At 63.7% G+C, this 26836-nt stretch carries 25 protein-coding genes and 2 tRNA genes; 18 read left to right on the forward strand and 9 right to left on the reverse strand.

Going from position 1 to position 26836, the window contains the following annotated elements:
* Positions 1 to 62 precede the first annotated feature (62 nt).
* Positions 63 to 863 carry a hypothetical protein gene (locus DBO86_RS19990; protein WP_108234634.1) on the reverse strand — a complete coding sequence of 267 codons (801 nt, stop codon included), beginning with the start codon at positions 861 to 863 and terminating at the stop codon, positions 63 to 65.
* Between the two features lie 36 nt (positions 864 to 899).
* A complete protein-coding gene (locus tag DBO86_RS19995; protein WP_039964689.1) occupies positions 900 to 1862 on the reverse strand; it encodes an alpha/beta hydrolase in 963 nt (320 codons plus the stop codon).
* Positions 1863 to 2160: 298 nt separating this feature from the next.
* On the opposite strand from DBO86_RS19995, the gene aroC reads away from it, so the two are divergent.
* The 9 genes from aroC (at position 2161) to DBO86_RS20045 (ending at position 8811) form a co-directional block, all read left to right on the forward strand.
* Complete coding sequence (gene aroC, locus DBO86_RS20000; protein WP_003460880.1) at positions 2161 to 3252, forward strand: chorismate synthase; 1092 nt, start codon at positions 2161 to 2163, stop codon at positions 3250 to 3252.
* Positions 3249 to 4409 (forward strand): MFS transporter, encoded by a 1161-nt coding sequence (locus DBO86_RS20005; protein WP_108234635.1) that lies wholly within the window; start codon positions 3249 to 3251, stop codon positions 4407 to 4409. The genes aroC and DBO86_RS20005 overlap by 4 nt, the downstream gene beginning before the upstream one ends.
* 16 nt (positions 4410 to 4425) lie before the next feature.
* Positions 4426 to 4965, forward strand: a complete 540-nt coding sequence (locus DBO86_RS20010; RefSeq protein ID WP_108234636.1) for an acireductone dioxygenase — start codon at positions 4426 to 4428, stop codon at positions 4963 to 4965.
* A gap of 61 nt (positions 4966 to 5026) precedes the next feature.
* Complete coding sequence (locus DBO86_RS20015) at positions 5027 to 5218, forward strand: PLDc N-terminal domain-containing protein (RefSeq protein WP_003460883.1); 192 nt, start codon at positions 5027 to 5029, stop codon at positions 5216 to 5218.
* Positions 5215 to 5766 carry a histidine phosphatase family protein gene (locus DBO86_RS20020; RefSeq protein WP_108234637.1) on the forward strand — a complete coding sequence of 184 codons (552 nt, stop codon included), beginning with the start codon at positions 5215 to 5217 and terminating at the stop codon, positions 5764 to 5766. The genes DBO86_RS20015 and DBO86_RS20020 overlap by 4 nt, the downstream gene beginning before the upstream one ends.
* 3 nt (positions 5767 to 5769) lie before the next feature.
* Complete coding sequence (locus DBO86_RS20025) at positions 5770 to 6450, forward strand: alpha/beta hydrolase (protein WP_425266812.1); 681 nt, start codon at positions 5770 to 5772, stop codon at positions 6448 to 6450.
* Entirely contained in the window at positions 6450 to 7148 is a 699-nt protein-coding gene (locus DBO86_RS20030) for an SDR family oxidoreductase (protein WP_108234639.1), read from the forward strand. Before DBO86_RS20025 ends, DBO86_RS20030 begins: the two co-directional genes overlap by 1 nt.
* 373 nt (positions 7149 to 7521) lie before the next feature.
* On the forward strand, positions 7522 to 7866 hold the full coding sequence (locus tag DBO86_RS20035) for a ribonuclease E inhibitor RraB (protein WP_003460887.1): 345 nt from the start codon (positions 7522 to 7524) through the stop codon (positions 7864 to 7866).
* Positions 7867 to 8103: 237 nt separating this feature from the next.
* Positions 8104 to 8811, forward strand: coding sequence for a type 1 glutamine amidotransferase (locus tag DBO86_RS20045; protein ID WP_039964691.1), 708 nt, complete (start codon positions 8104 to 8106; stop codon positions 8809 to 8811).
* A gap of 716 nt (positions 8812 to 9527) precedes the next feature.
* Here the strand turns inward: DBO86_RS20045 and DBO86_RS20055 are convergent.
* The gene (locus DBO86_RS20055; protein WP_108234640.1) at positions 9528 to 11093 is read right to left on the reverse strand and encodes a methyl-accepting chemotaxis protein; all 1566 of its coding nucleotides are present in this window, start codon (positions 11091 to 11093) and stop codon (positions 9528 to 9530) included.
* A 252-nt stretch (positions 11094 to 11345) separates the two neighbouring features.
* Positions 11346 to 14084 (reverse strand): aconitate hydratase AcnA, encoded by a 2739-nt coding sequence (gene acnA / locus DBO86_RS20060; protein ID WP_108234641.1) that lies wholly within the window; start codon positions 14082 to 14084, stop codon positions 11346 to 11348.
* Positions 14085 to 14390: 306 nt separating this feature from the next.
* On the opposite strand from acnA, the gene rlmM reads away from it, so the two are divergent.
* Positions 14391 to 15446: a 23S rRNA (cytidine(2498)-2'-O)-methyltransferase RlmM gene (rlmM, locus tag DBO86_RS20065; protein WP_108234642.1), complete on the forward strand. Its 1056-nt coding sequence runs from the start codon at positions 14391 to 14393 to the stop codon at positions 15444 to 15446.
* A 68-nt stretch (positions 15447 to 15514) separates the two neighbouring features.
* On the forward strand, positions 15515 to 15766 hold the full coding sequence (gene tusA / locus DBO86_RS20070) for a sulfurtransferase TusA (protein WP_003460892.1): 252 nt from the start codon (positions 15515 to 15517) through the stop codon (positions 15764 to 15766).
* Between the two features lie 183 nt (positions 15767 to 15949).
* Here the strand turns inward: tusA and DBO86_RS20075 are convergent, their stop codons facing one another.
* Positions 15950 to 17008 (reverse strand): DUF3080 domain-containing protein, encoded by a 1059-nt coding sequence (locus tag DBO86_RS20075; protein ID WP_084342343.1) that lies wholly within the window; start codon positions 17006 to 17008, stop codon positions 15950 to 15952.
* A 39-nt stretch (positions 17009 to 17047) separates the two neighbouring features.
* A complete protein-coding gene (locus DBO86_RS20080) occupies positions 17048 to 18421 on the reverse strand; it encodes an MATE family efflux transporter (RefSeq protein ID WP_074857937.1) in 1374 nt (457 codons plus the stop codon).
* Positions 18422 to 18571: 150 nt separating this feature from the next.
* Between DBO86_RS20080 and pdxB the strand changes: the two genes are divergently transcribed.
* The 3 genes from pdxB to DBO86_RS20095 all read left to right on the forward strand — a co-directional run bounded on the left by pdxB (position 18572) and on the right by DBO86_RS20095 (position 20940).
* Positions 18572 to 19702 (forward strand): 4-phosphoerythronate dehydrogenase PdxB, encoded by a 1131-nt coding sequence (pdxB, locus tag DBO86_RS20085; RefSeq protein ID WP_108234643.1) that lies wholly within the window; start codon positions 18572 to 18574, stop codon positions 19700 to 19702.
* 297 nt (positions 19703 to 19999) lie between these two features.
* Entirely contained in the window at positions 20000 to 20485 is a 486-nt protein-coding gene (locus DBO86_RS20090; protein ID WP_017679255.1) for a glutathione peroxidase, read from the forward strand.
* The gene (locus DBO86_RS20095) at positions 20482 to 20940 is read left to right on the forward strand and encodes a MarR family winged helix-turn-helix transcriptional regulator (RefSeq protein WP_108234644.1); all 459 of its coding nucleotides are present in this window, start codon (positions 20482 to 20484) and stop codon (positions 20938 to 20940) included. Before DBO86_RS20090 ends, DBO86_RS20095 begins: the two co-directional genes overlap by 4 nt.
* Here the strand turns inward: DBO86_RS20095 and DBO86_RS20100 are convergent.
* Complete coding sequence (locus DBO86_RS20100; RefSeq protein WP_108234645.1) at positions 20930 to 23251, reverse strand: response regulator; 2322 nt, start codon at positions 23249 to 23251, stop codon at positions 20930 to 20932. The two genes, DBO86_RS20095 and DBO86_RS20100, sit on opposite strands and share 11 nt — an antisense overlap.
* Before the next feature lie 110 nt (positions 23252 to 23361).
* On the opposite strand from DBO86_RS20100, the gene DBO86_RS20105 reads away from it, so the two are divergent.
* Complete coding sequence (locus DBO86_RS20105; RefSeq protein ID WP_104729744.1) at positions 23362 to 24252, forward strand: ATP-binding protein; 891 nt, start codon at positions 23362 to 23364, stop codon at positions 24250 to 24252.
* On the forward strand, positions 24249 to 24731 hold the full coding sequence (locus DBO86_RS20110) for a GAF domain-containing protein (RefSeq protein WP_045735367.1): 483 nt from the start codon (positions 24249 to 24251) through the stop codon (positions 24729 to 24731). The genes DBO86_RS20105 and DBO86_RS20110 overlap by 4 nt, the downstream gene beginning before the upstream one ends.
* Positions 24732 to 24856: 125 nt before the next feature.
* On the opposite strand, the gene DBO86_RS20115 is transcribed toward DBO86_RS20110, so the two are convergent.
* Entirely contained in the window at positions 24857 to 25519 is a 663-nt protein-coding gene (locus DBO86_RS20115) for a glutathione S-transferase family protein (protein ID WP_059391515.1), read from the reverse strand.
* A gap of 54 nt (positions 25520 to 25573) precedes the next feature.
* Positions 25574 to 26317, reverse strand: coding sequence for a hypothetical protein (locus DBO86_RS20120; RefSeq protein WP_108234646.1), 744 nt, complete (start codon positions 26315 to 26317; stop codon positions 25574 to 25576).
* A 243-nt stretch (positions 26318 to 26560) separates the two neighbouring features.
* Here DBO86_RS20120 and DBO86_RS20125 point away from each other — a divergent pair.
* Positions 26561 to 26636, forward strand: a tRNA-Glu gene (locus DBO86_RS20125).
* A 15-nt stretch (positions 26637 to 26651) separates the two neighbouring features.
* A tRNA-Gly gene (locus DBO86_RS20130) sits at positions 26652 to 26727 on the forward strand.
* The last annotated feature ends 109 nt before the right edge of the window (positions 26728 to 26836 follow it).

Consider the following 26836-nt stretch of genomic DNA (forward strand, 5'->3'; position numbering starts at 1 on the left):
AACGGCTCAACTGAATGGCATTACTTTACGGGCTGATTTTTCGCGGCTTCCGCCGCAATGGATCAGCGTGTGGCGATCCAGATCAGCAACCCCGCCTGAAACAGGCTGAACGCCACCAGGCAGGTGATGGTGAAGCGCAGGCCACTGTCGTCACGCTTGAGACGCTCGAGCCGATCTTCCAGCTTGCGCAGTTTGACGTCCTGCTGCTGCAGCGTCTGGTCGGCCTGCTGCAGCATCGCCGCGGCGTCCAGCAACTCGATGATCTGTACCTTCTCTGCATGCCAGTCGCCATGCAGCGAGCTGACGCGCGGTGCGCTGTAGAAGGGCTTGAGTTGCAACGGGTCGCTGTACTCGATGGTGAAACCCTGCGCCTTCAGCGCGTGGTCACGGCGGGCGCGGGCGGCGTCGTTGAAATTGTCCTTGGTCGGCAGGGCGGCGCCCTCGACCTGGTAGTGCGCGTACTGCTTGCGCGCCCAGGCAATGCCCTGAGCCATGAGAAAACGCCCCAGGCCGCGATTGGCCGGTTCTACGCTGAGGCCCTTGTCCGGGCCGAAGCGAACTTCCTTGCGCTGATGGTCGGCCCAGACCTCCAGCAGGTTTTGCTGGCGATGCAGGCTCTGGCCGGGCACCTGGATGGTCAGGCGCAGTAGGCTCGTGTCTTTGGCGTGGCGTTCCACCCGGCCAAGCTGGACGAAGCGCAGCGGCCGCGGACCGGTTTCCCGGTCGACGGGCAGTGGCGCCAGACGCAGCAGGCTGAATTGCTCGGCTGGCAGGTCCGCCCAGGGATGCGGCGCGGCAGGCGTTTCGCTTGTCGCAGCTTCGGCATCTGGCGCTGGTGCCTGCGGGGCTGGGTTTTCGCTCATGGGCGTCCTGTGTACCGTTCGGTGGCCTTCGATGCGTTATCGGCCATTTTCCTCAGTACTGGAGCGAATGAAGGACAGGATCCGTTCGCCCAGCGCACGGGCCAAGGGTAGCTGCGGATCGTCGTAGGACGCCAGCTGTTCGTTCCAGGGCGCCGGGGTGATGCGCATGACGTGGTTCATGCCGGCGATCATCGCCAGTTCGGCATCGGGCTTGGCCTGCTTGAGGGCTTCGGCGTTGTCGGGGCTGACCTGGGCATCGTGGGTGCCTTGCACGATCAAGGCGGGGATCTGCAGCGCGGCGAAGTTCTCCGCCGGGTCCTGGCGCAGCAGGCTGATCAGGTAGGGCTGCACGCTGGGGCGATAGATCGCTTGCAGTTCCTTGGGCACCTCGGGCTGCAGCTTGCCGCGGATCAGGTTGGCGAGGATGTGCCTGCTCTCGGCCAGGAGCGGCGGCGGCAGGCGCATGGCCAGCTGCATATCCAGCACCTGGCCAACGGGGTAGGCGGGGCCGGCGATGGACACCAGTGCATCGGCCTGGCTGGCGGGCGCGGCCAGACTGGAGATCAGTGCGCCCTCGCTGTGACCGATCAGGATCAGTCGATCAAAACGCGGATCGTCCCTGAGCAGCTTGGCCCAGCCTTCGACATCGGCCACGTAACGCTCGACGCTGAGGTCCTTTTCGTCCGGCGTGGCAGCGCGGCTGGCGGCGACGCCGCGCTTGTCGTAACGCAGGCTGGCGATGCCATTGCGCGCCAGGACCTGGGCCAGCTTCTTCAGTGCATCGTTATGGCCGCCCTCGGGGTTGTTGCCATTGCGGTCTGTGGGGCCGGAGCCAGCGATCAGCAGCGCCACTGGCACCGGCTTGTCGCTTTGCGGCACCAGCAGGCTGCCGTACAGGGTGCCCTGGTCGGTGTCGAGGCTGATGGGTGATTGCTGGGTGGTGTTGGCCTGAGCCAGGCCGGTGATCAGGGTGAGGGACAAGAGTAGAGCTCGTAGCATGATGGGAACAAGGTAGTGGCAGACTGGCGTTGGACGCGTTCGGCTGGCCAAGGTTCGGGCACTTCTAAAAACTAGCTGCGTTATCATCACTGCGTTAGAAAACAGGCTCAAATGCTCATTTACAGCCCGTAAACTCCGCTTTTCGCCTGTTTTCAGCCTTGTGCTGACTGCCTCGCTTACGTTTTTAGAAATGCCCGTTCGGGGTGAACTGCAAGTTATCGGCAGGTATACTCGCCCACCTTGTGAATCGGGCCTGCGCAGCGCCGGGCCTGAGCTGAATTTCGCGGAGCGTCTTCCCATGTCCGGCAATACCTACGGCAAGCTGTTCACCGTCACCACCGCTGGCGAAAGCCATGGCCCGGCGCTGGTCGCCATCGTCGACGGTTGCCCGCCTGGTGTCGAGATTACTCTGCAAGACCTGCAGCGCGACCTCGATCGCCGCAAGCCTGGCACCAGCCGCCACACCACGCAGCGCCAGGAAGACGACGAGGTGGAAATCCTCTCCGGCGTGTTCGAGGGCAAGACCACCGGCTGCTCCATCGGCCTGCTGATCCGCAACACCGACCAGAAGTCCAAGGACTACTCGGCGATCAAGGATCTGTTCCGCCCGGCCCACGCCGACTACACCTACCACCACAAGTACGGCATCCGCGACTACCGTGGCGGCGGCCGCAGCTCGGCGCGCGAAACTGCCATGCGCGTGGCGGCCGGCGCCATCGCCAAGAAGTTCCTGGCCAGCCAGGGCATCGTCATCCGTGGCTACATGAGCCAGCTCGGCCCCATCGAGATCCCGTTCAAGACCTGGGACAGCGTCGAGCAGAACGCCTTCTTCAGCCCCGACCCGGACAAGGTGCCGGAGCTGGAGGCCTACATGGATCAGCTGCGCCGTGACCAGGATTCGGTCGGCGCGAAGATCACCGTGGTCGCCGAAGGGGTGATGCCGGGCCTCGGCGAGCCGATCTTCGACCGCCTCGACGCCGAACTGGCCCATGCGCTGATGAGCATCAACGCGGTCAAGGGCGTGGAGATCGGCGCCGGCTTTGCCTGCGTCGCCCAACGTGGCACCGAGCACCGCGACGAGCTGACTCCGGAGGGCTTCCTCTCCAATAACGCTGGCGGCATTCTCGGTGGTATTTCCAGTGGCCAGCCGATCGTTGCCCACCTGGCGCTCAAGCCGACCTCCAGCATCACCACGCCGGGGCGCTCCATCGACGTCGACGGTAACCCGGTGGATGTGATCACCAAGGGCCGTCACGACCCCTGCGTGGGCATTCGTGCCACGCCGATCGCCGAGGCGATGATGGCCATCGTGCTGATGGATCACCTGCTGCGTCACCGCGCGCAGAACGCCGACGTGCGCGTCACCACACCGGTGCTGCCACAGCTGTGACCTGGGCGCGTGCGGCCCTGCCTTACTGGCGGCTGTCCGGCTTCTACTTCTTCTACTTCGCTCTGCTCGGGGGTACGGCGCCGTTCCTGGCGCTGTACTTCGACCACCTGGGCTTTTCTCCGGCGCGGATCGGCGAGCTGATCGCCATTCCCATGCTGATGCGCTGTCTGGCACCGAACCTGTGGGGCTGGCTGGGTGACCACACCGGGCAGCGCCTGTTGATCGTACGTTTCGGCGCGCTGTGCACCCTGGTCTGCTTCGCCGGCATCTTCTTCAGTCAAAGCTACGCCTGGCTGGCGCTGATCATGGCCACTCACGCCTTCTTCTGGCATGCAGTGCTGCCGCAGTTCGAGGTCATCACCCTGGCCCATCTGCGCGAGCAGGCGGCGCGTTACAGCCAGATTCGCCTGTGGGGCAGCATCGGCTTCATCGTCGCCGTGGTCGGCCTCGGCCTGCTGTTCGAGTGGCTGAGCCTGGATGCGTATCCGGCGGCGCTGCTGGTGATCATGGCTGGTATCGTCGCCAGCAGTTTGTGGGTGCCCAATGCACAGCCTGTGCTGCGTCCGAGCACGCTGGAGTCGGATGGTTTTCTGCGCCAATTGCGTCGCCCCGGCATCCTCGCGTTCTACGTTTGCGTCGGGCTGATGCAACTGAGCAACGGTCCGTACTACACCTTCCTGACCCTGCACCTGGAGGGTGTTGGCTACAGCCGCGGCGCCATCGGCCTGTTCTGGGCGTTGGGGGTGGTGGCGGAGATTCTGCTGTTCCTGGTCATGGCGCGACTGCTGCAGCGCTATTCACTGCGCGCCGTGTTGCTGGCCAGCTTCCTGATCACCGCCGTGCGCTGGCTGCTGCTGGGCAGTCTGCCCCAGTACCTGCCGGTGCTGCTGCTGGCGCAGTGCATGCACGCCGCCACCTTCGGCGCGTTCCATGCTGCCTGTATCCACTTCGTGCAGCGCAGTTTTGCGGACCGCCAGCAGGGGCAGGCCCAGGCGCTCTATGTCAGCCTGGCCGGCATCGGCGGTGCGTTGGGCGCGCTATATGCCGGTTACAGCTGGAAGGGCCTGGGCCCGGCCTGGACCTTCGCCATCGCCAGTCTGGTAGCCTTGCTGGCAGCCTTCATCATTGCCACCCGTCTGCCGCCCGAGCGACCCTGAATCGAGTGAACCCTCCATGAGCAGCCTCGCCGTCTACCTGCACACCTCCCCGGAACTGCCGAACAAGGTTCTCAACCACGCCGACGATATCGCCAGCACCCTGTCCGCGGTGGACATCGACTATCGCCAGGTGGAATTGCCGGCTGCGTTGCGCCCTGGTTGCGAGCAGGCCGAGTTCGACGCTGCCTACGGTCTGTGGCTGCAGGCGTTCCTGGGCAAGGAAGGCTATGTGCAGCAGGAGCTGTTCAACCTGCAGCGCAATCATCCGCAGAAACTGGAGTTGCGCGCTCGGTATTTGGACGAGCAAGTGCAGTCTAGCGCCAGTACCTGGTTGTTCCTGGGTGGTTTCGCCCAGCTCAGCGTGCATCTGGATGGCTACGTGTATGTGCTGCAGGGGGAGCGTGGCGACCTGCTGACGCTGCCGGCCGGCACTCGTCACTGGTTCGACCTGGGTGAAGAACCGCACGTGCTGGCGCTGCGCCTGAGCCTTGGCGACGAGACGCCAGAGCGGACGGGCGACGATATCGCCAGCCGCTTTCCGCGCCTGGGGGACTGAGGGAACCCCAGCCAATCAACGACTATCCTATGCAGGCAACCTTTCAGACAGGAGTGTCGTCATGGGTTCCACCTTCAATGGGCTGCTCGGCCTGGTCATCCTGGCTCTGGATATCTGGGCCATCATCAACGTGGTCAAAAGCAACGCGGAAACTGGAATCAAGATTCTATGGATTCTGCTGATCGTGCTGTTGCCGGTGATCGGTCTGATCATCTGGGCGCTGATGGGGCCGCGCGGCAACGTCAGAATATGACTCGCCTGTGGCTGCTGGCCTTGGTGCTGCTGCCGCTGTTCAGTGTGGCGGCAGATAACGCCGACGCCTGGCAGGCATTGCGCGAAGGTCGTGCGCTGATACTCATGCGTCACGCCACCGCGCCGGGTACGGGCGACCCGGCGAACTTTCGCCTGGGGCACTGCGAAACCCAGCGCAACCTCAACGCTCAAGGGCGTGCCGAGGCCCGGCGCTGGGGCGAGTTGCTCGCGCGTCAGGGGATCGAACAGCCGCGGCTTCTCAGTAGTCGCTGGTGCCGCGCGCTGGACACGGCCAGCAACATGCAGCGCGGCCCGGTACAACCATTGGCTGCGCTGGATTCGTTCTTCGGCAAGCCCGAGGATGGTGCCGAGCAGACCGACGAGCTGATTCGCTCGGTCAACCAACTGCCTGCTGGCGCGCCGTTGGTGCTGGTTTCCCATCAGGTCAATATCACCGCCCTGACCGGCATCTTTCCGGCGTCGGGCGAGGGGCTGATTCTGGCTTTTCCCCTGCGTCCGCGTGCAGAGCCTCTGGCGCGCAGACCCTAGCAACTGCTCTATCTGCATGGTGGCGCCTTCATGATCGGCGGGCCGGATACGCACCGGGGCATCTGCGCCAGCCTGGCCAAGCGTGGTGTCCTGGAGGTCTGCGCGCTGGATTACCGACTGGCGCCGGAGCATCCCTATCCGGCGGCGCGCGATGACGTGGTGGCGGCTTACCAGGCGCAGCTGGACGCCGGTTATAGACCTGAACAGATCGCCATTGGCGGCGACTCGGCCGGCGGCAACCTGAGCCTGGTCGGCTGCCTGCGCATTATCGAACTCGGTCTGCCGGCGCCCGCCGCGCTGGTGTGCTTCTCGCCGGCCACCGATTTCACTGGCGAGCAGATGCACGAGCCGCACGCCGGCGATCCGCTGATCCACCCCAGCTGGATCGAACAGGCTGCCGATCTGTATTGCCCGGCTGACCTGCCGCGCAACGACCCGGGCATGTCACCGGTGTTCGCCGACCTCAGCCAACTGCCGCCGACGCTGATTCAGGTGGGCGAAGACGAGTTGCTGCTCAACGACAGCCTGCGACTGGCCGAGCGCGCCAAGGCGGCCGGGGTGAACGTGCGCCTGGAGCGTTATCCGGGGCTGTGGCACGTGTTCCAGGCGCACGTCGGCATGTTGCGTACGGCAGATTACGCCATTGCCCGCGTGGCGGCCTTTCTCCGTGAACGGGGCTTGTGATGAGCAGCATCCTCATCAGCGGTGCTGCATCGGGCATTGGCGCCGCCACCGCGCGACTGTTTCACACACGGGGCTGGCGTGTCGGACTGCTCGATGTCGATGAAAAGGCGCTGGTCGCCGAGCTGGGCGGCGCGTGGCATGCGCCGCTGGATGTGGTCGAGGCCGCAGCAGTGAAGGCCGCGCTGGGCGATTTCTGCGCGCTGAGCGGCGGTCAGTTGCGCCTGCTGTTCAATGGCGCAGGCATTCTGCGCACCGGTGCCTTCGCCGATATCGAGCTGGAGCAGCACACGCGCCAGGTACAGATCAATGTGCTCGGCGTGCTCAATCTTTGCCATGCGGCCTATCCCTATCTCAAGGTCACGTCAGCGGCGCAAGTGATCAACATGGGCTCGGCCTCGGCGCTCTATGGCGTGCCGCAACTGGCCAGCTACTCGGCCAGCAAGTTCGCCGTGCGTGGGCTTACCGAGGCGCTGGAGCTGGAGTGGCGTGAATACGGCATTCGCGTGGGGGATCTGATGCCGCCATTCGTCGACACGCCGATGGTGCGCAGCCAGGCGAAGCGTCCGCCGGTGATGCGCCGTCTCGGCGTGCGTCTGGAGGCCGAGCAGATCGCCGAAGCAGCTTGGAAGCAGGCCCACGGCAGCACCGTGCATCGCCCGGTGGGGCTGCAATTCGGCCTGGTGTTCAGCCCTGGGTAGATCACGCTGGGCTTGATCAACAGGTTGCTGATGGCCTGGCTGAGTCGCCCGTGCGTTCCGGCGAGGCATGCAGGCTGGCCAATTGCCGTCGGTCGTCGGCTTTGTCACAAAGGCTTTCTGGGCGACGCCAATCTCGCGTTTAGCGGCTACTCTTGGGGTGACGGTTTTCAGCCCGGCGTTCTGTCGGGCAGTCGTCGATACGCTTGCAGTAGACACATCGAGCACCAGCTCGATTCTCGGGGTGGCGTCACTTGGATGCTTCTGTAAACGCAGGGTGTTTTCAGAGGTTTCCGGTAGAGGCCGCGACACCGTACCTAGGACGGTCGTATTGGGAAAGCGGTTAATCCATCCATAGCCTGAGAGGGGGTCGTTTATGAGCACAGCCTTCCACGAAGACTCCAGCACGTCGGTGCTGCGTCGGATGAAAGAAGGGGGATTCGACTTCGCCCAGTTTCACCCGATCGAGTTCTACGCCATCTTTCCCGACGAAGAACGGGCCAGAATGGCGGCCAGAAACTTTCGCGGCGAGTCGCTCAACGCCCAGATATTCGCCCGCGAGGACGGTATATGGCACCTGCAAATCAGCAAAGTGATGTACGCCACCCATGCCGGTATCGGCGCCTTTGAACATGACCTGGAGTCCATCGTCGTCCCGCTGGGCGGCAAGATGGATGGCTGGGGCGTTACCCAGGAGGTGAAAGCGTCAGCCATGCGTTAGGGAAACACTGAAAAAATTGTCATGCCCGCGCAGGCGGGCATCCAGAACCAGCGAATTATCTGGGCTCCCGCCTTCGCGGGAGTGACGATAGCCGGCTTTTTCAGGACATCCTCAAATGTGGATGCAGCGGCGTCCATCCGCTCAGACCATCGGCCGGCTGGCCGGCCGATGGCTTCAAACCCCAGCCTACCTCGACTTGCCAATCCTTCTCGCGCAGACTTCGCGGCGGAGGTGCTCATGGCCGATGTTCTGATCCTGACTCATATCGATTATTGCCCGCCAGCCCATCTGGCGCAGGTGCTGCAGGTGCGTGGCTGCAGCTTCGACGTGTTGCGTGTCGATCTGGGTGAACTGCGCGGTTACGACCTGGAGCGACCCAAGGCGGTTGCCGTGATGGGCGGGCCGATGAGCGTCAACGACCCACTGGCCTGGATCGCCGACGAAGTGGCTGCGCTGCAGCGTTTTATCGAGCGCGACATTCCCATCATTGGTCACTGCCTGGGCGGCCAACTGCTGGCCAAGGCACTGGGTGCCACTATCCGCCGTATGCCCTACACCGAGGTCGGTTGGCAGAGTATTCAGCGTCGCTCAGAAACAGCCGATAGCCCCTGGTTGGCGCATTTGCCTGAAGCGTGCAGCATTTTCCAGTGGCATGGCGACACTTTCGCGCTGCCAGACGGCGCCCAGCCCCTGCTGTGCAGCCGCTGGTGCGACAACCAGGCCTTCGCCTGGGGTGACAAGGTGTTGGCGTTGCAAGGGCATCCGGAAATGACCGAGGCGTTGATCGAACTCTGGCTCGACGACTGGGCACATCTGCTCGATGCTAGCCAGCCCAGTCAGCAGAGCATCGCCGAGATGCGCGAAGGTCTGAGCGAGAGGGTCAGGTTACTGAATCAGGTGGCCGAGGGTTTCTACGCGCACTGGCTGAAACTGGCTGGGCTTTGACGTCCCCAAAGAGCGGGTAACAATAGCTCTGTTGCTTCTGGCCTGGCAGGAGATCTCTCATCGTTTGGAGATATGGCATCGTCGTGCGGTTAACCGATACATCGCCGTCACGCGAGAGCCTATTCCCTGAGCGGCGCTGCTCCTACAAGGGTTATTGGACGCCATGCGGTAGGAGCCCCGCCCCGGGGCGAAGCCTTTGCAGTGCCAGGCTCTAAAGCGCGTGAGCGCCGATTTTTCCAGCGCCTACGGGCCCCAATAATTGAAGTAGTAGATGTTGCCGGGCTTGATCTCGATATCGATTTCCCCACCGCACTTGATCGTGCGCGTTCCGGGCATTATCTCCCCGACCTCGTGAAGCTGATGAGGCCAGTGTTCGTCGTCTACCGAGAGCGCTCCACAGCCACCACCGTTATCGTGTTCAATCACTAGATAGGTTTTGCCGTCCGTGGATGGTTGTAGCGGCCTCTGAGTTCATAAATGGCATCCGTATCCGTGAAGGCAATGCTCACCAGCAAAAACTAGTTAGGAGTCACCGCCACCTGGCTTTTAATGTGTTTGGGGGTTATACACCATGTCAGATAATTGCTGGCAATTGGCAATTACGGTGAAAGCGGGGACGGATGGGAACGGCGTAGGGAAGATCGCGAGCAAGCTCGCTCCTACAAAAAGCAGGGCGGGGAGGGGAGGCGCAGCGGTGAGCCGCTGCGCCTTTTGTTTCAGCGGTTGAAGCGTTCGACCAGGGCGTATTGGCCCTGTGCGGTGTTGGTCAGGGCTTCGCTGAGTTTGGCGGTATCGTTGGCTTCGCCGGCGGTCTGGTCGGCCAGTTGGGCGATGGTGGTGATGTTCTGGTTGATCTCGTCGGCGACGGCGCTTTGCTCTTCCGCCGCTGCGGCGATCTGGTTGGCCATGTCGGCGATATTGGCCACCGAGTCGCTGATGCCGGCCAGGGCCTGATCGGCCTTGAGTACTCGCTCGACGCCTTCATCGGCCTGCTTGCGGCCGATTTCCATGGTCAGCACGGCCTCTTCGGCAGTGCGTTGCAGCTTGGCGATCAGGGCGTGGATCTGTTCGGTGGACTCGGCGGTGCGTTGCGCCAACGAGCGCACCTCGTCAGCCACCACAGCGAAGCCGCGGCCCATTTCGCCAGCGCGGGCGGCTTCGATGGCGGCGTTGAGGGCGAGCAGGTTGGTCTGGTCGGCGATGCCTTTGATCACGTCGACCACGCCGCCGATTTCGCTGCTGTCCTGGGCCAGGCGGGTCACGGTCTCGCCGGTATCGCCCACCGACTGCGACAGGCGCTGGATGGCTTCGCGGGTTTCTGCGGCGATAGTGCGGCCCTCGCTGGTCAGGCGGTTGGCTTCCTGGGTGGCGATGGCGGTGCGGGCGACGTTGCTGGCGACTTCCAGGGTGGTGGCGGCCATTTCGTTGACGGCGGTAGCGACCTGCTCGGTCTCGCTGCGCTGGCGCTCGAGGCCGGCCGAGCTGTTGTGCGCCAGCTTGTCGGCTTCACGCGCTTGCAGGGTCAGTTGTTCGGCGGTGTCCTGCAGGCGGGTGAGGCAGGTTTTCAGGCGCGCTTCCTGGCTGAGCATGGCCATTTCCAGGCGTGCTTCGGCGCCGCGGCTGTCGGTGTACATCTGTGCGATCAGCGGGTCGGAGGTGGTTTGCTCGGCCAGTTTCAGCAGGCGTTTGACGCCGCGCGTCTGCCAGGCGATGCCAGCCAGACCCAGCGGCACGGAGAGCACGGCAGCGAGGATGAAGCCCCAGTTGCTGCCCATCCAGTGACCGATCATGAAGCCGATCTGGCTGACCAGGATGAAGGGCATCCACGCCTGGACGATGGGCAACCACTGATTGCTGGCTGGAACAGCCGACTTGCCGGCGTTGATACGGGCGTACAGCGTTTCGGCGCGGCGTACTTGCTCGGCGGTCGGTTTGACGCGGACGGATTCGTAGCCGACGACCTGGTTGTTTTCGGTCACGGGCGTGACGTAGGCGTTGACCCAGTAATGGTCACCGTTCTTGCAGCGGTTCTTGACGATGCCCATCCACGGGCGGCCCTTCTTTAGAGTCGTCCACATATGCTCGAACACGGCCGATGGAACGTCCGGGTGGCGCACGATGTTGTGTGGCGCGCGCAGCAGTTCTTCACGGGTGAAGCCGCTGATGTCGACGAAGGCGTCGTTGCAGTAGCTGATTTGTCCTTTGAGATCGGTGGTGGATATCAGGCGCTGTTGCGCAGGAAAAGTGCGCTCACGCTGAGTGACCGGCTGGTTGTTACGCATGGCAGGTATCCGTCGTTGTAATGCCCTGTCATCGGCCGACGGACGGCAAAGTTGAGGGCTGAATCCATTTTTGGCGAGTGTAAACGCTTTTTGTGGCCCGCCGTCCATGGCGGCCACCCTGCGGGCCGTCGCGGAGCGACGTCAAAAATTGCTCCCGGCAATTTTTTGAGTGACGTCACATTTTTGTCACGGCATGAGCCGTCCTTGGCCCGACGGTGAGGCCCTGCCGCGTGGCGCGGCAGGGCAGGTGCATCAGTTGGCGATCATCTGGCGCAGCACGTAGTGCAGGATGCCGCCAGCCTTGAAGTACTCGATCTCGTTGAGGGTGTCGATGCGGCACAGCACTTCGACTTCCTCATGCGTGCCGTCTTCACGGGTGATGATCAGCGTCAGTGGCATCTGCGGGCGCAGTTCCACGCCTTCCAGACCTTCGATGGCCAGCACTTCCTTGCCGGTCAGTTTGAGGCTGGTGCGGTCGGTACCGGGTTTGAACTGCAGCGGCAGCACACCCATGCCCACCAGGTTGGAGCGGTGGATGCGCTCGAAGCTTTCGGCGATCACCGCCTTGACCCCCAGCAGGTTGGTGCCCTTGGCCGCCCAGTCGCGGCTGGAACCGGTGCCGTATTCCTTGCCGGCGATGATCAGCAGCGGTGTGCCTTCGGCCTGGTAGCGCATGGCTGCGTCGTAGATCGCCAGCTTCTCGCCGCTGGGCACGTGCAGGGTGTTGCCGCCTTCCTCGCCGCCGAGCATTTCGTTGCGGATGCGGATGTTGGCGAAGGTGCCGCGCATCATCACTTCATGGTTGCCGCGGCGCGAGCCGTAGGAGTTGAAGTCGGCCTGGGCCACGCCGTTATCGCGCAGATAGCGCCCGGCCGGGCTGTCGGCCTTGATGTTGCCGGCTGGCGAGATGTGGTCGGTGGTCACCGAGTCGCCGAGCAGGGCGAGGATGCGCGCCTGGCGGATATCGGTGATACGTGGCGGATCGCCGGCGATGTCCTCGAAGAACGGCGGATGCTGGATATAAGTGGAGTCACCTTGCCAGGCGTAGGTATCGGACTTGGGCACGGCAATGGCCTGCCATTTCTCGTCGCCGGTGAAGACTTCGGCGTATTCCTTGCGGAACATGGCGGTGTCGACCTGGGCGATGGCCTGGGTGATCTCGGCCTGGGTCGGCCAGATGTCCTTGAGGTAGACCGGTTGGCCGTCCTTGCCGGTGCCGAGGGCGTCGCGGGTCATGTCGATGCGCACGCTACCGGCCAGGGCATAGGCCACCACCAGGGGGGGCGAGGCCAGCCAGTTGGTTTTCACCAGCGGGTGCACGCGGCCCTCGAAGTTGCGGTTGCCGGAGAGCACCGAGGCGACGGTCAGGTCGGCCTGGGTGATGGCTTTCTCGATGGGCTCGCGCAGCGGCCCGGAGTTGCCGATGCAGGTGGTGCAGCCGTAGCCCACCAGGTTGAAGCCGAGCTTCTCCAGGTAGGGCGTCAGGCCGGCAGCATTGAAGTACTCGGTGACCACCTTGGAGCCGGGGGCCAGCGAGCTCTTCACCCAGGGCTGGCGCTGCAGGCCTTTTTCCACGGCTTTCTTGGCCAGTAGGCCGGCGGCCATCATCACGCTGGGGTTGGACGTGTTGGTGCAGGAGGTGATGGCAGCGATCACCACGGCGCCGTCTTTCAGGCGATGGGTATGGCCGTCGTCCTCATAGTCGATTTCGCCGCTCTGCTTGTTGCCGCCTACGGCGGTACCGCCGCCTTCGCTGAGCAGGCGACCCTCTTCCTTGGCGCTTGGCTTGAGCTGCAGGCCGAGGAAGTCATCGAAGGCCTGGCTGACCTGGCTCAGCGAGACACGATCCTGCGGGCGCTTGGGCCCGGCCAGGCTGGCTTCGACGCTGCCCATGTCCAGGCTCAGGCTGTCGGTGAACAGCGGTTCGGCGCCTGGCTCGCGCCACAGGCCCTGGGCCTTGCTGTAGGCCTCGACCAGTTGCACGGTGGCGTCCGGGCGGCCGGACAGACGCAGGTAGCCGAGAGTGATCTCGTCCACCGGGAAGAAGCCGCAGGTGGCGCCGTATTCCGGGGCCATGTTGGCGATGGTGGCGCGGTCGGCCAGCGGCAGGTCGGCCAGGCCGTCGCCGTAGAACTCGACGAATTTGCCCACCACGCCCTTCTTGCGCAGCATCTGGGTGACGGTGAGCACCAGGTCGGTGGCGGTGATGCCTTCTTTCAGCTTGCCGCTGAGCTTGAAGCCGATGACTTCGGGAATCAGCATCGACACCGGCTGGCCGAGCATGGCCGCTTCCGCCTCGATGCCGCCGACGCCCCAGCCGAGCACGCCGAGGCCGTTGATCATGGTGGTGTGCGAGTCGGTACCGACCAGGGTGTCGGGGTAGGCGAGGGTGACGCCGTCTTCCTCCTTGGTCCACACGGTGCGCGCCAGATACTCGAGGTTGACCTGGTGGCAGATGCCGGTGCCCGGCGGTACCACGCTGAAGTTGTCGAAGGCGTGCTGGCCCCAACGCAGAAAGGCGTAGCGCTCGCCGTTGCGCTGCATTTCCAGCTCGACGTTGTCGTGGAAGGCGCTGGAGGAGGCGTAGCTGTCGACCATCACCGAGTGGTCGATGACCAGGTCCACCGGCGACAGCGGGTTGATCCGCTGCGGGTCGCCGCCGGCCTTGGCCATGGCGTCGCGCATGGCGGCCAGGTCGACCACCGCCGGCACGCCGGTGAAGTCCTGCATCAGCACGCGCGCCGGGCGGTACTGGATCTCGCGGTCGGAGGTGCGCTGGTCGAGCCAGTCGACCATGGCTTGCAGATCCGGCGGCTGCACGGTCTGGCCGTCTTCGTTGCGCAGCAGGTTTTCCAGCAGCACCTTGAGCGACTTGGGCAAGCGGTCAATGTTGCCGAGGCGCTGGGCGGCCTCGGGCAGGCTGAAGTAGTGGTAGGTGGCGTCGCCGACTTTCAGTTCGCGGCGGCAGTTCAGGCTATCGAGGGAGGGCATTGCACATCTCCTTGGGCCCGCACGGTACGGGCTGTATCTGATGGCGGCAGACCTTCAAGCTAGTTCAGCTTGAGCAGTCTGGCTAGGGTCTGTTGCCGTTTCGACGCGAGCTGTGCGCGAAACGGCAACAGACCCTAGCGCATATCCTTTATCGGTTGCTATGCGCTACCTGTTCTGGGGGGGGGGCTCATCGAAACGCGATGGCTGGCGGCTCCCTATCTGTGGGCAGCGCATATGTAGCTGGACAGGTTTAGCGGCTCTGGGTTCCGGTCTCGGGTATCATGCGGGCCTCGAGGAGACCCTTTGATGAATACCCTGTTTCTGCATTGCCGCCCCGGTTTCGAAGGGGAGGTTTGCGGCGAGGTCACCGACCTCGCCGCACGCCTGGATGTAGCGGGCTACTCCAAGACCAAGCCCGGCAGCGCGTGCGCCGAGTTCGTCTGCAGCGAGGCGGCCGATGCCGAGCGGCTGATGCGCAGCGTGCGTTTCAATCAGCTGATCTTCCCGCGGCAATGGGCGCGCGGGGCCTACGTCATCCTGCCGGAAAGTGACCGTATCAGCGTGTTGCTGAAGGCGCTGGCCGACTACCCGGTATGCGGCAGCCTGTGGTTGGAAGTGGTGGATACCAACGACGGCAAGGAGCTCTCGACCTTCTGCAAGAAGTTCGAGGCGCCGCTGCGCAAGGCCTTGCTCAAGGCCGGCAAACTGGTGGACGACGCCAGGAAGCCGCGTCTGCTGCTGACCTTCAAGAGCGGCCGTGAGGTGTTCGCCGGCATTGCCGAGGCGGACAACCAGGCGATGTGGCCGATGGGCATTCCGCGCTTGAAGTTCCCGCGCGAGGCGCCGAGCCGCTCCACGCTCAAGCTGGAGGAGGCCTGGCACCATTTCATCCCGCGCGAGCAGTGGGATCAGCGCCTGGCGCCGGGCATGACCGCCGTTGACCTGGGCGCTGCGCCAGGCGGCTGGACCTGGCAACTGGTCAATCGGGAAATCCGCGTTACCGCCGTGGACAACGGGCCGATGGCTGAAAGCCTGATGTACTCCGGCTTCGTCGTGCACCAGCGCGCCGATGGCTTCACCTTTCGCCCGCAGCATCCAGTGCACTGGATGGTCTGCGATATCGTCGAGAAACCGGCGCGCACGGCGGCGATGATCGAAACCTGGCTGGGCGAGGGGTTGTGCCGCGAGGCGGTGGTCAACCTCAAGCTGCCGATGAAGCAGCGTTACGCCGAAGTGCGGCGCCTGCTCGATCGCATTGAGTCGGGGCTGGTCGAGCGGGGCCTGAAGGTCAGCATCGGCTGCAAGCAGCTGTATCACGACCGTGAGGAAGTGACCTGCCATCTGCGTCGGCATGGCAAGTGATGATCTGCGTGTAGGTGACCTGAAGGTCAGCTTTGCGCGACAATGCGCGCCTGTTTGTGGAGCCCCTTATGTCCGAAGCCCTGACCCTCAATCACGATGACCTGCTCGACGCCAGCGGCCTGAATTGCCCTGAGCCGGTGATGATGCTGCACAACAAGGTGCGCGACCTGTCGCCGGGCGGCCTGCTCAAGGTGATCGCTACCGATCCGTCGACCCGTCGTGATATTCCCAAGTTCTGCGTGTTTCTTGGCCACGAGCTGCTCGGCCAGGCCGAGGAAGACGGCACCTACCTGTACTGGATTCGCAAGAAGGCCGATTAGCTGCCGGTTGTATGCGGTGTGCCAGATATTCTGGCGGACTGTTCGCTTGGGCTCCTGAGTCCGCCCTACGGCTCTGGATTCGCAAGAAGGCCGATTAGACAGTTATCTCGTAGGGCGGGTGCAACCCGCCAAATAGCGGATGTTGTTGGTCGCGATGGCGGGTTGCACCCGCCCTACGGTTTGCTAGCTTTCGCTGTTCCATCCCGCCTGTCCCGGTGCCAGGCCGCAGCTGTTCAGTAGCGTCTGCCAGGCCTTGACGTGACGCGCCGTGGCGGCGCGGAAATCCTGCCATAACGAATCCTGCTCGCCGGCCAGTCTCTGCAGGTGCTCGCGGGTGGCGGTGGGAATACCGTCGATGCGCTGCAATTGCAGCAGCGCCGCCTGCCACTCCCGGCCGCGTTGGTCGACCTGTGCCAGGTAGGGTTGCAGGCTGCCAGCGTAGAACTTGATGAAGATGTTCTGCAGGATGCGCCCGCGTGGCGTCGCCTGGCCCAGTGGGCAGAGTGGGCGATTGTGCTGGCGTTGCTCCAGCAGTTCGCTGCCAACGTCGAGGGTGTGGCGCAGGCTGGCCAGGCTGGTGATCAACTGGCTGCCCTGTTCGCTGGCATAGAGGGCGAAGAACAGCGGTTCCAGCTGATCGGCACTCGGCGGCAGCTGTGCAGGCAGGCCGGCGCCGACGCTGGCCAGCCGCTGCAATGCGTCCAGCGCGGCGCTGTCTTCCAGCGTGTCCACCGGCAAGGCTTGGTCGGCGAAACGCAGGTAGTTCTCGAACTCCGGGCTGCCGTTCAGCGCATTCCAGAATACTGCAGGCAGTTGCTGGCGCTTGTCGCTGGCCAGGCGCTGCAGCGTAGCCTTGAGGCTGGAGCCTTCCTGCAGATGGGGGAGGCAGTCGTCGATGGCGCGCAGCAGATCGCCCTCGTAGCCCAGGCGCTGGCTGGGCATCAACTGTTTGCCCAGGCTGCTGTTGCGCTGGCTGATCAACTGCTGCAGGTGCGGACAGCGCCGCGCGTCGATCACCAGATCGAGCAGGCCGATGCGCAGTTCGGAGATATCCGAAAGCCGCTCGCGCCGGGCTGGCAGGCGGTACTGACTGATACTGCGCCTATCCAACGAGCTGACGTCCGGCGCATCGAGCGAGCGCTGCAGGCGTTCGAGGTAATCGCTCTGCAGGGCCAGGCCATCGTTGGCCGGGCCGCAGCCAGAGAGCAGAAGGAAGCAGAGGAGCAGGGCAGGTCGAATCATGCGCTCAGTCTAGAGCTGATTTCCTGCCTATCCAATGACTCAGGCGGCCCGGCGAATGCGCTTGCGCGCGCTGCGCGCCAGGCGCACGGTGAGCATCGCGGCGGCGCAGGTCAGCCCGACCACCAGTCCCTGCCACAGGCCACTGGGGCCGCTGGGTTCGCCGAACAGGTCGGACAGCCCCAGCGCATAACCCACCGGCAGGCCGATGCCCCAATAGGCGAACAGGGTCAGCAACATGGTGATGCGCGTGTCCTGGTAGCCACGCAGCGCGCCTGCGGCGGTCACCTGGATGGCATCGGAGAACTGGAACAGCGCCGAATAGACGATCAGCGTTGCCGCCACGGCGATCACCGTCTTGTCCGGGGTGTAGATCTGCGCGATCTGTTCGCGCAGCAGGAACATCAGGCTGGCCGATACGCAGGCGTAGCCCAGCGCCGCCGCCATGCTTACCCCGGCAGCGAAGCGCGCCTCACGCGGCTGACCACGGCCCAGCGCCTGGCCGACGCGCACGGTGGCGGCCATGGCCAGCGAGTAGGGAATCATGAACACCATGGAGCTGAAGTTGAGCGCGATCTGGTGCCCGGCTACCACAGTGGCGCCGAGGCCGCCGATCAGCAGGGCGATCACCGCGAAGATGCTCGATTCGGCGAACACTGCGATGCCGATTGGCACGCCGATGCTCAGCAGGCGTTTGATCACCGTCCACTGCGGCCATTCGAAGTGGGTAAACAGCGCGCTGCTGCGGTAGTAGGGCGCCCACTTCACCCATGCCAGCATGCCGATCAGCATGAAACCCATCACCAGGGCGGTCGCCCAGCCGCAGCCAACGCCACCCATGGCCGGCAGGCCGAACTTGCCGTAGATGAAGATGTAGTTGGCCGGGATGTTCAGCAGCAGGCCGATAATGCCCAGCACCATGGCCGGGCGCGTATGACCAAGGCCGTCGCTGAAACAGCGCAGCACGTGATACAGCGCCACAGCCGGGAAACCCAGGGCCACAGCGCGCAAATAGCCCATCGCCGGAGTGATCAGCGCCGGGTCGACATTCATGGTGCGCAGGATGAACTCGGCGTTCCACAGCAGCGCCGCAGCACTACCGCCGACGGCCAGCGCCAGCCAGAGTGCCTGGCGCACCAACGGGCCGATGTCGGCCTCTTCGCCTGCGCCGAAGCGCTGGGCCACCTTGGGTGTGGTGGCCAGCAGGATGCCGGTCATCAACAGGAACACCGGCACCCAGATCGAGTTGCCCAACGCCACCGCAGCCAGGTCCTGCGGGCTGACGCGCCCGGCCATCAGCGTATCGACGAAGCCCATGGCGGTGTGCGCCAACTGGGCGATGATGATCGGCGTGGCCAGGATGAGCAGGCTGCGCAGTTCCGTGCGCACGCGGCCAAGGCGGGTGTCGGTGGACATTTCGATTCTTCGGGATAGCAGGAAACCGCGTAGTCTACGCTTTGACGTGTCGGTCAGGAAAGTACGATCTGCCCCTCTGTCTGGCGGCCTGTGGGGCGACGCTGAGGTGTCGGCTGACTTAGAATGGCGACCTGCCCGATGGAGCCTGCCATGCATATCGTCGCCGACGAAAATATTCCCCTGCTCGATGAGTTTTTCTCCGACTTCGGCACCATTCACCGCCTGCCAGGGCGCGCCATCACCGCACAGGACGTGCGCGATGCCGATCTGTTGCTGGTGCGTTCGGTGACCCAGGTGAACCGCGCCTTGCTCGAAGGCAGCCGAGTGCGCTTCGTTGGCACCTGCACTATCGGCACCGACCATCTGGATCTCGATTACTTCGCTGAGGTTGGCATCGTCTGGAGCAGTGCGCCTGGTTGCAACGCCCGTGGCGTGGTGGATTACGTGCTGGGCAGTGTGCTGACTCTGGCCGAGCGCGAGGGCGTCGATCCGGCAGCGCGTGTCTACGGCGTAGTCGGAGCGGGGCAGGTCGGTGGGCGCCTGGTCAATCTGTTGCGTGGTCTCGGTTGGCAGGTGCGGGTGTGTGACCCGCCGCGCCAGGCTGCCGAGGGAGGCGACTTCGACAGCCTGGAGCAGATCATCGACGAATGCGATGTGATCAGCCTGCACACGCCGCTGGATGCTTCGACGCGCCATCTGTTCGATACGACGCGGCTGGCCGCACTCAAACCCGGCACCTGGCTGATCAATGCCAGTCGTGGTGCCGTGGTGGACAACGCTGCGCTGCGCAGCCTGCTGCCACAGCGGCCTGATCTGAAGGTAGTGCTGGACGTCTGGGAAGGCGAGCCGCAGGCCGATGTCGAATTGGCCGCCCTGTGCCAACTGGCGACGCCGCACATTGCCGGCTACAGCCTGGACGGCAAGCTGCGCGGCACGGCGCAGATCTATCAAGCCTGCTGCCGGGCGCTGGGCGTGGCCGAGCAGGTGAGCCTGGCCGATCTGTTGCCGGCGCCCTGGTTGAGTGAGCTGAGTATCGATAGCAGCGCCGATCCGACATGGGCGCTGGCCAGTATTTGCCGCGCGGTGTACGACCCGCGTCGCGACGATGCCGACTTTCGCCGCAGCCTGGTTGGCGATGCCGATGCCCGCAAGGCTGCGTTCGATCGCTTGCGCAAGCACTACCCCATGCGCCGCGAGATCGATGGCTTACGCGTACGTATTCAGGGCGATTCAGCGCCGCTGGCCGCTCTGGTACGAGCCCTGGGCGCCACCGTTTCGTAGGGTGGGTTAGCCGCCTGTCACGCTTGTAGAACAGTTTGCTAAGCCCGGTGCGGCGGATGGCCGCCCCGCGATAACCCACCATCGGTGCAACGCGATCCATCGCCCGGTGGGTTACGTGGGGCGGCCATCCGAGCGCGCTGGGTTCATCTGCGTTTGGACGCCCGGCATTTGGCGCCGCTAACCCACCCTACGAGATAGCGTGTATTCGCATGCCTTATTTCGCGCTAATTAAATTGCATGCAATTTAATTGCTCGCTACTTTGTTCGTCACTTCAAGCCCATTCAGGACGATTCCCCATGAGCAACGCACTTTTCGATATTCCGGTCACCACCATCAAGGGCGAGCAGAAGACCCTGGCCGACTTCGGCGGCAAGGCTGTGCTGGTGGTCAACACGGCCAGTAAATGTGGCTTCACCCCGCAGTACAAAGGGCTGGAAAGCGTCTGGCAGCAATACAAGGACAAAGGGCTGGTAGTGCTCGGTTTCCCCTGCAATCAGTTCGGCAAGCAGGAGCCGGGTGACGAGGGCGCGATCTCCGAGTTCTGCGAGCTGAACTTCGGCGTCAGCTTCCCACTGTTCAAGAAGGTCGACGTCAATGGCAGCGATGCTCACCCGCTGTTCGTGCAGTTGAAGAAGCGCGCGCCGGGCCTGCTGGGCAGCCAGGGCATCAAGTGGAACTTCACCAAGTTTCTGATTGGCGAGGACGGCAAGGTGGTCAAGCGCTTCGCCCCGACCACCAAGCCCGAAGAACTGAGCAGCGAGATCGAGGCCCTGCTGAAATGAGTGCTTTCGACACCGCCGGGCTGCAGCTGGACAACCAGCTGTGCTTCAAGCTTTACGCCGCCTCGCGTGCGGTGATCCGCGCCTACAAGCCGATGCTCGATGCCCTCGGTCTGACCTACCCGCAGTACCTGGCGATGCTGGTGCTGTGGGAATGGCAGGAGCGGGCGCCCGAGCAGCCGACGCTCAAGGCGCTCGGGCAACGCCTGCAGCTGGATTCTGGCACCCTGACGCCGCTGCTCAAGCGTCTGGAGCAGATGGGCCTGGTGCAGCGTCGCCGCGCGCAGGCGGATGAACGCGAGGTGCATCTGGCCCTGAGCGAGGCTGGCAGGGCGCTGCAGGCGCAGGTCCTGCCGCTGAAGGCGCAGTTGCTCTGCCAGTTCGGTGACCAGGATCTGCTGGAAATGGAAGGGCTGCGGCGCAGCCTGGATCGGCTACTGGCTCGGCTCAGCGATTGACCTCATCGGGCAGCCAGGTATCGAGCATGACTGCCAGTTCTTCACGGCGGAAGGGTTTGGCCAGGTAATCGTTCATGCCGGCAGCGCGGCAGCGCTCGCGCTCGTCGGACAGCGCATTGGCGGTCAGGGCGACGATGGGCAACTCCGGCCAGCGACCATTGCTGCGGATGCGTCGGCTGGCTTCGTAGCCGTCCATCACCGGCATGTTGCAGTCCATCAGGATCAGATCGATGGGCTCCTGCTCCAGCACCTCCAATGCTTCAGCGCCGTGTGCGGCGACCAGCACCTGGTAGCCGAGCTTGGCCAGCATGCCTTTGGCGACCATCTGGTTGACCGGGTTGTCTTCGACCAGCAGCACGCGCGCTGTGCTTTCTCGCGCAGCTTGCGTCTGGGCGCTGTTGTGCAGGTCGCCGTCGTCGCTGTGCAGGATGTGCCGCAACACCTGTAGCAGGCCGCTGCGCGCCAGCGGGCGGGCGATCTGCAGCAGCGGCATGAGACGCTGCGCCTGCTCGTGCGGCAGGAAGTTGCCATAGGCGGTGACCAGCAGTACCGGCGTGCTGATCGCCGGGCGAATACCCAGCAGGCACTCCGGGCAATCGCTGACCAGCAGGTCGGCATCCACGCCGTGCAGGCTGGCATCGGTATCCAGGCGCTGATAACCCAGGCCCCAGGCTGGCAGCCACTGGCTGAGCATCTGCTGCAGGCCGCTGCTGGCCGGCGTCAGCGCGACTATGCGGCCGTCAAGCACAGGTTGTGAGCCGGCTTGCGCATGGGCGGGCAGCGGCAGTTGGGCGCAGAACTCGCTGCCGAAGCCCTCTTTCGACTGCAGCGTCAGCTTGCCATGCATCGCTTCGCACAGGCGCCGCGTCAGCGCCAGGCCGAGCCCGGTGCCGCCGTACTCACGGGTGATGCCCACTTCGGCCTGGGCGAAGGGCTGGAAGATGCGCGCCTGGGCATCTTCGGCGATGCCGATGCCGGTATCGCGTACGCGGATGCTGATGCCGTCCTTACAGCAGGCGACGATCAGGTCGACGCGGCCGAAACGGGTGAATTTGAGCGCGTTGGACAGCAGGTTGCTGACGATCTGGCGCACCCGTGTCGGGTCGCCCAGCACCTGGGTCGGCAGTGCCGGGTCGATCAGGCAGGTCAGCTCGACTGCACTGGCGGCGTTCTGTGACAGCAGGCTGGCGGTTTCCTCGGCCAAGGCGCCGAGGTCGAAGGGAATTTCCTCCAGTTCGAGCTGGCCTGCTTCGAATTTGGACAGGTCGAGAATGTCGTTGAGTAGTTCCACCAGCACCTTGCCGGAGTCATGGGCAATGCCCAGCTGCTGGCGCTGCTCGGCGCTGAGTGGGCCGTCCAGAGCCAGCGCAAGCATGCCCAGCAGGCCGTTGAGCGGCGTGCGGATCTCGTGGCTCATGTTGGCTAGAAAGGCCGAGCGCGCCTGCGCCATGTTCAGGGCGGTGGTACGCGCTACCTCCAGTTCGCGGTTGGACTGGCTGAGGCGGGCGTTGGTGGCCTTGAGCTCGGCGGTGCGCGCCGAGACGATATTTTCCAGTTCGTTCAGGTACTGGGTCAGGCGGTCTTCGGCGTTACGCCTTTGTTCGATCTCCTGGGCGATGCTCGACAGTTGGCGGTTGGTGACCTCCACCAGGGTGCCGATCTCGTCGCGCTCGTGGCCCTTGGGGCACGGCACGGGGCGGTGCTGCGGGTCTTGCGGGTTACGTTCGCTGAGTGCGCGAATCACCCCGGTCAGGGGCTTGGTCAGCATGAAATAGAACAGCACCAACAGGATCAGTGACAGCAGCAGGCTGCGCGCGAAACCGGTGAGCAGAGTCAACAGCGAACGTCTGAGAAAGTGACTGCCGAAGGCGTAGGTGTCGACTTCCAGGCGCAGAAAGCCCAAGGCTTCGTTGGGGGCATGGCTGACGTGGAGCGGGTCCTGGAACTGCCGCTGGGCCCCGAACAGGCTGTCGCTGAATACCCGATAGCGGCTTTCGCTACGTGGACGGCTGACGCTGGCCAGCACCAGGCCGTTGTTGTCGATCAGTTCGGCGCGGGTCACCGCGGGCGAGCGTAGCAGGCCGAGGACCAGCTCCTGCGCCAGTTCCGCGTCGATGTTGTAGGCGATACGGGCGGCGGGGTTGTGGCTGATTTCCAGCAGCGCGCGAATCTCGCGGTTGATGGAGGCCTCTTCGCTGGCATAATCGACCGCCACCTGGGTGACGCTCAGCAGCGTACCAAGGATAAACGCCACCAGGACGGTCAGGCCGGCCTGTTTGAACGACAGGCGATTGGTGAGCGAAATGTCCATAAAGGCGTGCGTGGTCTCTGATCCTTGGGCGCCTGCCAAGCATAGCTGATAGCGACCCTGTACCGGCAGAGCCTGCAACGTGCGGCTCTGCGCAAAAGGAGTAGTAGATCGTGGATTCCCGGTTACTGGATTTTCTTGCCCGCGCCGAGCAGGTGCTGGAGCGCATCGAACCCCTGCTGCCTGCACTGCGTCCGGAGGTGGACTGGAGCAAGTGCGTGGCGGCGCGCTGGGTGCGTGATGGCCGCAGTGGCTACTTGTTGCCGCTGGATGTCAGCCTCGACCTGTCGCTGAGTGACCTGCTGGGTGTGGACGCCCAGCGCGAGCAACTGGCGCGTAACACCCGTCAGTTCGTCAGCGGCATGCCGGCCAACCATACCTTGCTCTGGGGCGCGCGTGGCACTGGCAAGTCGTCGCTGGTGCGTGCCCTGTTAGCCGAGCACGCCAAGGCCGGCCTGCGCCTGATCGAGATCGAGCGTGATCACCTGGCCGACCTGCCGCGCGTGGTCGAGCTGCTGGCCGGCTTGCCGCAACGCTTCGTGCTGTTCTGCGACGACCTGTCGTTCGAAGCAGGCGAGGGCGACTATCGGGTACTCAAGAGCGTGCTCGACGGCTCGTTGGAGCAGGCGCCGGACAACGTGCTGCTGTACGCCACCTCCAACCGTCGCCATCTGGTGCCCGAGCATCAGAGCGATAACGAGAACTGGAAGAGGGTCGACGGCGAGCTGCACCCCAACGAGGCGGTGGAGGACAAGATCGCCTTGTCCGACCGTTTTGGCTTGTGGTTGTCGTTCTATCCCTTCAGCCAGGATCACTTCCTGCTCGTCGTGCGTCACTGGGTAGAGGTGCAGGCGCGTCAGGTCGGGCTCAACTGGAGCTGGGACGAGGCGCTGGAGAAAGCCGCCATTCGCTGGGCGCTGGGTCGCGGTAACCGCAATGGCCGCTGCGCCTATCAATTCGCCCGCCACTGGGTCGGGCTGCAACTGCTGGAGCAACAGGCATGATCGATCTTTCTCAGACTGGTGGTGATCTCAACGGTTACCCGCTGCTGAGTGCGCAATTGCAGGCATTGCTTAGCGGCGAGCGCGACTTCATCGCCAATGCTGCGCAGTTTGCCGCCTTCCTGTTTCACGAGCTGGCCGATCTGAACTGGGCCGGCTTCTATCTGGCGAAGGATGGCGAGCTGGTGCTCGGCCCGTTCCAGGGCAAGGTGGCCTGCGTGCGCATCGCCTTCGGTCGTGGTGTCTGCGGCGCCGCGGCTGCCAGCCTGCAAACCCAGCGAGTCGAGGATGTGCATGCCTTCCCGGGGCACATTGCCTGCGACAGTGCATCGAACAGTGAGCTGGTGGTGCCTCTGGTGAAGGAGGGGCGCCTGATCGGCGTGCTGGATCTGGACAGCCCGTCGGTGGGGCGGTTCACCGAGGTGGATCAGGCCGGTATCGAAGCGCTGGCAGCGATATTCCTGGCCGCCAGCGACTGCTGAATACGCCTTTGGCGATGCGCGGAGACTCGATCCGCTAGGGGCGCCGCGCGCACCGCTGGCTTGAGACGCCGCCGAAGCTGATTTCGCAATCGGTGCGCACGGCGCACCCTGTGAAGCGGGCGTGGTCAGCGCTTGGCGCCGATCTTCTCCAGTGTGCGCAGTTCACGCGGCAGCAGTTGCTGTGTGGATGCGCGGGCCTTGATGCGCTCGTAGTGCGCCAGCAGGTTCGGCCAGCGGCCGGCATCCAGGGTTTCCCCGCCGTGCTCCATGTTGATCAGTTGGCTGGCCAGCGCCAGGTCGGCCATGGACAGTTGTTCGCCAAGGAAGTAGGGCGCGTCACCCAACGTGGCCTCGAAATAGTCGAAGTGGTTGGGCAGCTTGTCCTTGAGCGTCTGCTGCACCTTTTCCTCATCGCATGGCTGACCCATGGTGGCTTTCAGCACGCGGTTGCGAAATACGGTGAAGGTACACAGCGGCGCCAGCTCGTAGTCCGCGTATTTTTCCAGCCAGCGTACCTTGGCGCGTTGCTCCGCACCGTCGCCATATAGCGGCATGTGCTCAGGGTAGCGCTCTTCCAGGTATTGGCAGATGACGCTGGAGTCCGCCAGCTTCAGGTCGCCATCGCGAAAGGCGGGAATCCGGCCTAGCGGATTGAGCTCGCGAAACCAGTCCGGCTGGCCGAAGGGCATGACCACCTCGAGCTCGTAATCCAGGCCCTTTTCGATCAGGCACAGGCAGAGTTTGCGAACGAAGGGAGACAGGGGGGCTCCGTAAACGGTCAGGCTCATTACAGCTCCTATTCGGCGGTCAACGTGGTTGACTAAGTGAAGGCGGTCGTCTGCTCAGTCGTAGATGTTCTTCTTCTTCCAGTCGTCTTCCAGGTCCTTCAGACCTTCGGTCAACTGGCTGGGTTCATCCGCGTTGGGTACGTTGTTGTTGAGCACCAAGGCATTGGCGCGCGCCAATTGCTCTTCGAAACGCTTGAGCTGCGTCTGGTAAGGGGTCGGGTCAGGTTGCTTGCGCAGGTATTGCACGCCGCGTTCGAAGGCCAGGCGGGCCTGGCCGGGTTGATTCTGCTGCATGGCCGTCTGGCCCAGGGTGCTGAAGAACTCGATATGCACCAGTACCAGCATCTGACGAATCTGCTTGAGCCAATGCTTGCCATCGCCCGCGGGTAGCAGGCCGGCCTGAACCGAACCGGTGATCAGGGCATGCAGATTTTCCAGCAGGAAACGCACGTCCTTGGCCTTGGCTTCGTTGGCGATGGGCTGCGGCGGGTTCTTCACGGCAATGGATTCGCCTTGAGCGACCTGGGCCTTGAGCGTGTCGATATCGGTCTTCAGTTTGGCGTTCTGCTTGTCCAGCGGCAGCAGGCGTTCGCTGACTTGCAGCTGCAACTGGCTCAGCAGTAGCTTCAGCTGCGGTGTCATAAGCTGCCCAGGCATGCGTTCGGAGATATCCTGGCAGCGACGAATGCGGTCGAGCAGATCAGCGCGCTGGCGCGCTTTCTCCAGCTTGCTGTTCTCGACGGCGTGGTTGATGTAGGCAATCACCATCAGCAGGGCGATGCCGCCGACGATCAGCATGGTTATCACGAGTGCGGACACTGCTTGGGACCTCTCGAGAATCGACTTTTCGACCGAGTGTAGTGGCTTGGCTGCATGGCTCCTAGTGGCATATCGATTTATGGGCTGAAGTCTTTGATTTTAAAAATTTTTTAGAGAGAGGTTGACGACCCTCGAAAGGCTCCATAGAATGCGCGCCACTTCCAGAGCAATGCTAGAAACAGAGCGAAGGAAGCCGGAAAGTTGTTTGATGTTCCGGGGTGTGTCCCCTTCGTCTAGTGGCCTAGGACACCGCCCTTTCACGGCGGTAACAGGGGTTCGAGTCCCCTAGGGGACGCCACTTCTAAGCTGTAATGCGGGAATAGCTCAGTTGGTAGAGCACGACCTTGCCAAGGTCGGGGTCGCGAGTTCGAGTCTCGTTTCCCGCTCCAAAATTTGGAAATGCTGCTTCGGCAGGATTTCAAACGAAGTTCCAAGGTCCCCTTCGTCTAGTGGCCTAGGACACCGCCCTTTCACGGCGGTAACAGGGGTTCGAGTCCC

The organism is Ectopseudomonas oleovorans, from assembly GCF_003052605.1.
GTDB lineage: Bacteria > Pseudomonadota > Gammaproteobacteria > Pseudomonadales > Pseudomonadaceae > Aquipseudomonas > Aquipseudomonas oleovorans_A.

Bases quoted from the DNA above. Each gene is read 5' to 3' on its own strand.
- DBO86_RS19990 (WP_108234634.1), bottom strand. From the start codon at position 863: ATGAGCGAAAACCCAGCCCCGCAGGCACCAGCGCCAGATGCCGAAGCT.
- DBO86_RS19995 (WP_039964689.1), bottom strand. From the start codon at position 1,862: ATGCTACGAGCTCTACTCTTGTCCCTCACCCTGATCACCGGCCTGGCT.
- aroC (WP_003460880.1), top strand. From the start codon at position 2,161: ATGTCCGGCAATACCTACGGCAAGCTGTTCACCGTCACCACCGCTGGC.
- DBO86_RS20010 (WP_108234636.1), top strand. From the start codon at position 4,426: ATGAGCAGCCTCGCCGTCTACCTGCACACCTCCCCGGAACTGCCGAAC.
- DBO86_RS20015 (WP_003460883.1), top strand. From the start codon at position 5,027: ATGGGTTCCACCTTCAATGGGCTGCTCGGCCTGGTCATCCTGGCTCTG.
- DBO86_RS20020 (WP_108234637.1), top strand. From the start codon at position 5,215: ATGACTCGCCTGTGGCTGCTGGCCTTGGTGCTGCTGCCGCTGTTCAGT.
- DBO86_RS20030 (WP_108234639.1), top strand. From the start codon at position 6,450: ATGAGCAGCATCCTCATCAGCGGTGCTGCATCGGGCATTGGCGCCGCC.
- DBO86_RS20035 (WP_003460887.1), top strand. From the start codon at position 7,522: ATGAGCACAGCCTTCCACGAAGACTCCAGCACGTCGGTGCTGCGTCGG.
- DBO86_RS20045 (WP_039964691.1), top strand. From the start codon at position 8,104: ATGGCCGATGTTCTGATCCTGACTCATATCGATTATTGCCCGCCAGCC.
- DBO86_RS20055 (WP_108234640.1), bottom strand. From the start codon at position 11,093: ATGCGTAACAACCAGCCGGTCACTCAGCGTGAGCGCACTTTTCCTGCG.
- acnA (WP_108234641.1), bottom strand. From the start codon at position 14,084: ATGCCCTCCCTCGATAGCCTGAACTGCCGCCGCGAACTGAAAGTCGGC.
- rlmM (WP_108234642.1), top strand. From the start codon at position 14,391: ATGAATACCCTGTTTCTGCATTGCCGCCCCGGTTTCGAAGGGGAGGTT.
- tusA (WP_003460892.1), top strand. From the start codon at position 15,515: ATGTCCGAAGCCCTGACCCTCAATCACGATGACCTGCTCGACGCCAGC.
- DBO86_RS20075 (WP_084342343.1), bottom strand. From the start codon at position 17,008: ATGATTCGACCTGCCCTGCTCCTCTGCTTCCTTCTGCTCTCTGGCTGC.
- DBO86_RS20080 (WP_074857937.1), bottom strand. From the start codon at position 18,421: ATGTCCACCGACACCCGCCTTGGCCGCGTGCGCACGGAACTGCGCAGC.
- pdxB (WP_108234643.1), top strand. From the start codon at position 18,572: ATGCATATCGTCGCCGACGAAAATATTCCCCTGCTCGATGAGTTTTTC.
- DBO86_RS20090 (WP_017679255.1), top strand. From the start codon at position 20,000: ATGAGCAACGCACTTTTCGATATTCCGGTCACCACCATCAAGGGCGAG.
- DBO86_RS20095 (WP_108234644.1), top strand. From the start codon at position 20,482: ATGAGTGCTTTCGACACCGCCGGGCTGCAGCTGGACAACCAGCTGTGC.
- DBO86_RS20100 (WP_108234645.1), bottom strand. From the start codon at position 23,251: ATGGACATTTCGCTCACCAATCGCCTGTCGTTCAAACAGGCCGGCCTG.
- DBO86_RS20110 (WP_045735367.1), top strand. From the start codon at position 24,249: ATGATCGATCTTTCTCAGACTGGTGGTGATCTCAACGGTTACCCGCTG.
- DBO86_RS20115 (WP_059391515.1), bottom strand. From the start codon at position 25,519: ATGAGCCTGACCGTTTACGGAGCCCCCCTGTCTCCCTTCGTTCGCAAA.
- DBO86_RS20120 (WP_108234646.1), bottom strand. From the start codon at position 26,317: ATGCTGATCGTCGGCGGCATCGCCCTGCTGATGGTGATTGCCTACATC.